A 6,169-nucleotide genomic window follows, 5' to 3' on the forward strand; every position below is an offset into this window, starting at 1 on the left:
GGGCGCGGGGTTCAGGATCGTGGTGGCCCCGGCCGCCCGCGCCACGGTGAGCGCGTGCAGGGCGGTGCCCAGCGGTATCTCGAGCTGTGCGAGCGCGACGTGGGCGCCGCCCAGCGCCCCGGCGGCCGCGTCGACGTCGGCCGGGGAGAAGCTGCCGTTCGCCCCCGGGTCGACGACGATGACGTTGCGGCCCGCGGTGTCCTTGACGATGAAGCCGACGCCCGTCGACTCCCCCGGCGCGACCCGCAGCCCGACCGGGTCGACGCCCTCGTGCGCCAGGAGCTCGCGGAACTCGACCCCGTAGACGTCGTCGCCGACGACGCCGAGGTAGGACACCGCGGCGCCCAGCCGGGCCGCCTGGACGGCCATGTCGGAGCCCTTGCCGCCGAACGTCCCGCGGAAGTCGCGGCCGATCAGGGTCTCGCCGGGCGCGGGGATGCGGTCCGCCGTCATCACCAGCGCCTTGGCGTAGCTGCCGACGACGGCGACCCGGGCCGGGCCCGCGGCACGCGCCGCGTCCCTGGCGTCAGTAGGCATCCGGGTCCCCCACGAGGCCGTCGACGATGGCCGGGCCCGAGCTGGTGCCGACCAGCTCGGCGCCGGCCTCGAACAGCGACCGCATCTTCTCGAGGGTGTTGACCTTGCCGGACACTTTGACCCGGCAGGGCGGCTCGATGTTCTCGGCGAGCAAGCGCACGTCGTGCTCGGTGGCCGCCAGGCCGCCCTTGCCCCAGCCCGAGGACTGCTTGACCCAGTCCACGCCGGCCTCGTAGGCGATCCGGGTGGCCCTCACCTTGAGCTCGTCGGTGTCCAGGAAGCCGAACTCCAGCATCGCCTTGACCTTGACGCCCTCGGCGTGGGCCACGGACACGATCTCCGTGATGTCGCGGGCGTACAGCTCCTCGTCGCCGCCGATCAGCAGCCCCGGGTGCGGCGGGAAGTCGAACTCGTCGACGCCCTCGGCGACCAGGGCGCGCAGGGCGGCCAGGCGCATCTTCAGGGTGTCGTTGGCCATCGGGAAGTTCAGGGTGGAGGCCACGCGCACGCCCGTGCCGGCCAGCACGTCCTTGGCGAGCGACACCCAGTAGGGCGCGATCATCGCGGCGTCGAACCCGTACTCGACGCAGGTCTCGACGTGCCTGACGAGGTCGGCCCGGGTCAGGTCCGGGTTGACGTTCGTGTACTGGATCGCCTGGGCGACCTGCTTGGAGTCGGTGAAGTCGACGGTCATTCGGGTCTCCTTGTGACGGGTGGTGCGCGGGTGCGCGGGGCGGGGGCGGTCAGCCCTTGACGGCGCCGGCCGAGAGGCCGCCCATGATGTGCCGCTGCATGATCACGAAGATCAGCAGGATGGGCACCACGGCGAGCAGCAGGGTGGGGAAGACGATCTCGTAGTTGGTCGTGTACGTGGACACCGCGGCGTAGACGCCGGTGGTGATGGTCCGGAACTGCGAGCCGGGCCCGAGGATGAGCTGCGGGCTCACGAAGTCGTTCCAGGCGCTCAGCGCGTTGAGGATGAACGCGGTGGCCACGATGGGCCGCATGAGCGGGAACACGATGGTCCACAGGATGCGCTGGCGGCCCGCACCGTCGATCGAGGCGGCCTCGTCCAGCGACCTCGGCAGCATCCGGATGTACCCGCTGAAGATGAACAGCGTGAACGGGATCATCGTGGACGACATGAACAGCACCAGGCCCGCCAGCGTGCCCATCAGCCCGAGGGCCTTGAGCACGAAGATGGCCGGGACCAGGATGATCTGTGCCGGCACGAACATGCCCGCGACGAAGAAGAACAGCAGGAACCGGAACAGCGGCGTGGGCGTGCGGGCGATCGTGTACGCGGCCGGGACGGACGCCCCGATCGCCACCGCGTTGCAGGCCAGCACCAGGAACAGCGTGACGGCGTACCCCTCGACCACGGGGAAGCTCGTGTTCTGCCACGCGGCCGCGATGTGGTCGGTGGTCAGGGTGGCCAGGTCGAACCCGAGCGGGGACAGCAGGATCTCCTGCTGCGGCTTGAAGGCGTTGACCACCATGATGTACATCGGCACGAGCATGGCGATCGAGAGCACGGCGACGAGGCCGACGCGGAGCGCCGTGCGGATCGGTGTGGTGCGCGTCATCCGACGGCCTCCGCTCCTTCTTCGGCCCGCCTGCGGAGCGCGATGATCGTGAAAGACAGGATTCCGGCCACGACGACCAGCAGGACGGCCTGCGCGCACGCGAGGCCCACCTTGTTGTTGGCGAACGAGACCGCGAGGATCTCGTACGCCCAGGTCTGCGTGGCGTCGCCGGGCCCGCCGTTGGTCAGGCCCAGCACCACGTCGTAGACCTTGAGCAGCGACAGGATCGACGTGACGATCGTGACCGTCACGGTCGGCGCGAGCGCCGGCCAGGTGACGTGCCGGAACACCTGGGGCCCGTTCGCGCCGTCGAGCCGCGCGGCCTCCTGGAGCTCCGGGGAGACGGCCTGCAGGCCCGCCAGGTACAGCACGAGCTGGACGCCGAACTGCGCCCACACGATCACGCCCACGAGGGTCACCAGCGCCCAGTCCGGGTCCGCCAGGAACGGCAGCGTGGACCGCCCGGCGTGCTCCAGCAGGTTGTTCAGGGCGCCCTGCGGGCCCAGGATCGCCTGCCAGAGGAACCCCACGATGAGGGCGGACAGCACGTGCGGGTAGAACATCACGGCGCGCGCGAACGTGTTGAACGCTGTGGTGCGGCGCAGCAGCATCGCGATGCCGAGGGCGGCGCCGTTCACGAGGAAGGCGCCGACCACGGCGATCACGAGCGTCACCCACGCCGCCGGGCGCAGGTCGCCGATCGGGTCGGCGATGATCCGCGCGTAGTTCTCCCAGCCCACCCAGGTCGGGGCCTGGCTCGGGATGCCGTTGTACTGCGTGAACGAGTAGTAGACGGCGTACCCGACCGGCACCACCGTCAGCCCGGTGTAGACGGCGGCTGCCGGCAGGGTCATCAGCCCGTTCGCGAGACCGCTCAGGAGCCCTCGCCGGGTGGTCGTGGTGCGAGCCATGTCAGCCGAGCTTCTCCGCCTCGTACCAGGCGGTCAGGTCACTGGCGACGTCGGCCGGGGACCGGCCCTGCCACAGGCCCTGGACGAGCTCGGTGAACTTGGGGTTGAACCCGGCCACCGGCAGCGCGTAGTCGCCGACGGTCTGGTTGCCGGGCACGACGTACGACGGCGCGGCGTCGGACAGCTCCTGCACCATGCCCGCGTACTCGTTGCTGCTCGGCTCCAGGCCCTCGCGGCTGAAGCTGTCCATCTCTGCCTGGGCGGCGATGGCGGCCTCGTCCGTGGTCAGGTACTCGACCAGCGCGGTGGCGCCGTCCGGGTTGGCCGTGCCCTTCCACACCATGTACGGGAAGGCCAGGGTGGCGCCCATCGGCCCGGGGGCGTCGGCGTCGTCGTCGACCGGCGGGGCGAACACGCCCACCTCGAAGTCGGGCGGGGAGGCCGCGAGCGTGGTGCTGAACCAGGAGCCCATCGGGTAGATGCCCACGTCGCCCGCGATGAAGTTGGCCTCCTGCGTGCCGCTGTCGGTCGCCACGTCGTCCGCGGTCGTGTACCCCGCCTCGATCCAGTCGGCGACGTGCTCGAACACGGGCTGGAACTGGTCGCCGAGAGTGGACGAGCCGTCCGCCACGCTCTGCTGCCAGCCCGGCGTGGTGACGTTCTGCTGCGGGTGCCAGATCTCCTGGACCTGGACGCCGGTGGCCCAGTCGGAGGCGAAGGCGATGGGGGTCGCCACGTCCTTGGCGGCGAGGGCGGCGAGCGCGTCGTCGAGCTCGTCCCAGGTGGTCGGCGGCTCGGTGATGCCCGCCTCCGCGAAGAGGTCCGCGTTGTAGTACATCAGCGACTGCGCCTGCATCCCGACGCCGACGACGTTGATCGTGCCGTCCGTCGAGTACAGGTCGGCCATCGGGGTGCCGGAGGCCCAGTCGTACCCGGTCAGGTCGAGCACCTCGGGGGCCGTGTCGGGGCCCGGCACGATCGACTCGATGACGTCGGGGGCGGTACCGGCCGCGAGCAGCGAGGGAAAGGACTCGGCGACCGACTGGCCGCTGGGGCCCTCGATCTTGACGTCGATCCCGCTCTCGTCCTCGAACGGCTTGACGAGCTCCTCCCACTTGGCCTGCGTGAGGTTGTCCGTGATGTTCACGAGCATGCGCACGGAGCCGTCGTCGGCCGCGTCGCCGCTGCCGCCCTCGGAGCCGCAGGCCGCGAGCACGAGGACCGGGGTCATGCCGAGCACCACGGCGCCGCGCGCGCGGCGCAGGAACGTAGTTGACATCTTTGTCTCCCTACCTTGGGGGGTCCGAGCCGTACCCGGTCTTGGGCTTGGCTAGTTGTAATACATACTACATGTGCAAAGTCGCGTGCAAGGGTGCACGTGACGGGTTCACGCGTCGCGCACGTGGCCGCGGTACGGCAGGTCGCCGAGCACCGACACGTCGGTCTCCCGGGTCGAGTCGTCGAGCCGGTAGATGCCGTCGTCCGCCACGAAGAAGTGCGGCGCCTCGGCCAGCTCCAGCTCCTGAGGCAGCGGCTCCTTGTCGGTCCAGGCGAAGAACGAGCGCCCGAAGGTGTCCCGGTCCTTGCGCCCGAAGATGCTGAGGTCACCCGCGGTCTCGGGGCTGAGGATCGCCCAGTGCGCCCCGTCCTCGACCCAGTAGGCCCGGTCGGAGAGCAGCACGGACCGCCGGTCCGGGTCGGCGAACACCTCGGCCCAGAACGAGTCGCGCGTGCTCACGTGCCGCACCAGGAACATCAGGTCGTGGGCGTGCCACGCCGTGCTCGGCGCGACGTCCGCCTCGTTGTGCCAGCCCGTGGCCGACGCGAAGTAGCCGGCCGGCGTCTGGTAGTGGGCGTAGGTGGCCAGGCACGCGTCCACGAACCGACCCAGCTCGGGGTTGCTCACCTCCGCGAGGATCTCGTCGATCCCGTAGAGGCTCAGCCCCATGCCCGCGATCAGCATGGGCGTGGTGGTGCGCAGCACGGTGTCGTCGCGGACGTACCAGTACCGGTGGTAGCGGGTGCAGCCCCGCTCGTCCACCCACGCCGACCGCGCCACGTGCAGGCCCAGGCGGACCGCCTCGTCGAGCAGGTCGCGGCGGCCGAACCGCCTCGACCCGAGCACGAGCGGCACCATCATCAGCCCGTAGTACTCGGCCGGCTCCAGGATGCCGCCGCCCGCCCGGTCGGTGGGCTGCCGGTACGCACCGGAGCTCTCCTCGTCCGGCACGCCGGGCGCGGCGCTGAGCCGCACCAGGGCGTCGAGGTCCTCCTCGAGCTCGTCGGCGTACCGGTCGTCGCCGGACAGCTCCGTGTACCGGAGCTTGGCCCAGACCCGGGCGTACTCCTGGTTCACCGTGCCCTCGGGCGTCGGCCGGCCGCCGCCGTACACGCGGCACGCCTCCAGGTTGGCCGCCACGGAGCGCAGGACCTCCGCGACCTCCGCGGGGTCCAGCAGGTGCCCGGCGTGCCGCAGCCCCTCCAGCAACCCGATGCAGCCCGCCATGTTGTGGATGAGGCCCGCCGTGGCCGACTCCCCCACCTGGAAGCCGATGTGCCGGAACTGCCCGTCGTCCTGGACGGTCCGGGCCTGGAACAGCATCATCCGGCGCCACAGGTCCAGCCCGCGGTCGTCGGGGTGGCGGGCCAGCGCCTCGGCGAACGCCGCCGTAGCGGGCGCCGAGAACGCCTGGTGCCCGCTGGTGAAGTCGATGAACGTGGCCGGGTTGGTGCCCCACACGCTGTGGTTGTGGAAGCCCCGGATCTGGCCCTCCGCACCCACCCAGGTGCGCATCCAGCGGGCCAGCGCGGTCACCTTCGGTGCCGTCGCGGGCCCCGCGGCGTGGTGGGTGGTCATGACGTGCTCCGTCCTGTCGGTGATGAGAGGTGCGGCGCCAGGCCGAGGCGGTCGAGCTCGTCCCAGAGCCCGTCCGGCACGTCGCGGGCGATCCGCTCGGCGGACGTCGTCACGTGCTCGGCGGTGCGCATGCCCATGACGACCGACGCCACGGCCGGGTGCCGCAGCGCGAACCGGGCCGCCAGGTCCGGGACGGTGACGCCGTGGCGCTCGGCGACGTCCGCGATGCGGTGCACCCGGGCCACGAGGTCGCCGGGGGCCTCCGCGTAGTCGAACCG

7 protein-coding genes are annotated in these 6,169 nt (G+C 71.2%); all 7 read right to left on the reverse strand.

Annotated elements, in window-relative coordinates:
* A partial coding sequence (locus PROKR_RS28460; protein ID WP_036970596.1) for a PfkB family carbohydrate kinase occupies nt 1-537 on the reverse strand: 537 nt, incomplete at its 3' end.
* The gene (deoC, locus tag PROKR_RS28465; RefSeq protein ID WP_036970598.1) at nt 527-1,231 is read right to left on the reverse strand and encodes a deoxyribose-phosphate aldolase; all 705 of its coding nucleotides are present in this window, start codon (nt 1,229-1,231) and stop codon (nt 527-529) included. The genes PROKR_RS28460 and deoC, both read right to left, overlap by 11 nt.
* Before the next feature lie 49 nt (nt 1,232-1,280).
* On the reverse strand, nt 1,281-2,123 hold the full coding sequence (locus PROKR_RS28470; protein WP_036970601.1) for a carbohydrate ABC transporter permease: 843 nt from the start codon (nt 2,121-2,123) through the stop codon (nt 1,281-1,283).
* The gene (locus PROKR_RS28475; RefSeq protein WP_036970605.1) at nt 2,120-3,034 is read right to left on the reverse strand and encodes a carbohydrate ABC transporter permease; all 915 of its coding nucleotides are present in this window, start codon (nt 3,032-3,034) and stop codon (nt 2,120-2,122) included. Before PROKR_RS28475 ends, PROKR_RS28470 begins: the two co-directional genes overlap by 4 nt.
* A gap of 1 nt (nt 3,035) precedes the next feature.
* Nucleotides 3,036-4,313, reverse strand: coding sequence for an ABC transporter substrate-binding protein (locus PROKR_RS28480; RefSeq protein ID WP_051433456.1), 1,278 nt, complete (start codon nt 4,311-4,313; stop codon nt 3,036-3,038).
* A 108-nt stretch (nt 4,314-4,421) separates the two neighbouring features.
* The gene (locus tag PROKR_RS28485) at nt 4,422-5,891 is read right to left on the reverse strand and encodes a hypothetical protein (protein WP_036970609.1); all 1,470 of its coding nucleotides are present in this window, start codon (nt 5,889-5,891) and stop codon (nt 4,422-4,424) included.
* Nucleotides 5,888-6,169: aldo/keto reductase (locus PROKR_RS28490; protein ID WP_036970612.1), on the reverse strand; the 282-nt coding region annotated here is incomplete at its 5' end. The genes PROKR_RS28485 and PROKR_RS28490, both read right to left, overlap by 4 nt.

This window comes from Promicromonospora kroppenstedtii DSM 19349 (genome assembly GCF_000515355.1).
In the GTDB taxonomy this organism is placed as follows: Bacteria; Actinomycetota; Actinomycetes; order Actinomycetales; family Cellulomonadaceae; genus Promicromonospora; species Promicromonospora kroppenstedtii.

Coding starts and splice junctions, on each gene's coding strand:
- deoC (WP_036970598.1), bottom strand. CDS start 1,231: ATGACCGTCGACTTCACCGACTCCAAGCAGGTCGCCCAGGCGATCCAG.
- PROKR_RS28470 (WP_036970601.1), bottom strand. CDS start 2,123: ATGACGCGCACCACACCGATCCGCACGGCGCTCCGCGTCGGCCTCGTC.
- PROKR_RS28475 (WP_036970605.1), bottom strand. CDS start 3,034: ATGGCTCGCACCACGACCACCCGGCGAGGGCTCCTGAGCGGTCTCGCG.
- PROKR_RS28480 (WP_051433456.1), bottom strand. CDS start 4,313: ATGTCAACTACGTTCCTGCGCCGCGCGCGCGGCGCCGTGGTGCTCGGC.
- PROKR_RS28485 (WP_036970609.1), bottom strand. CDS start 5,891: ATGACCACCCACCACGCCGCGGGGCCCGCGACGGCACCGAAGGTGACC.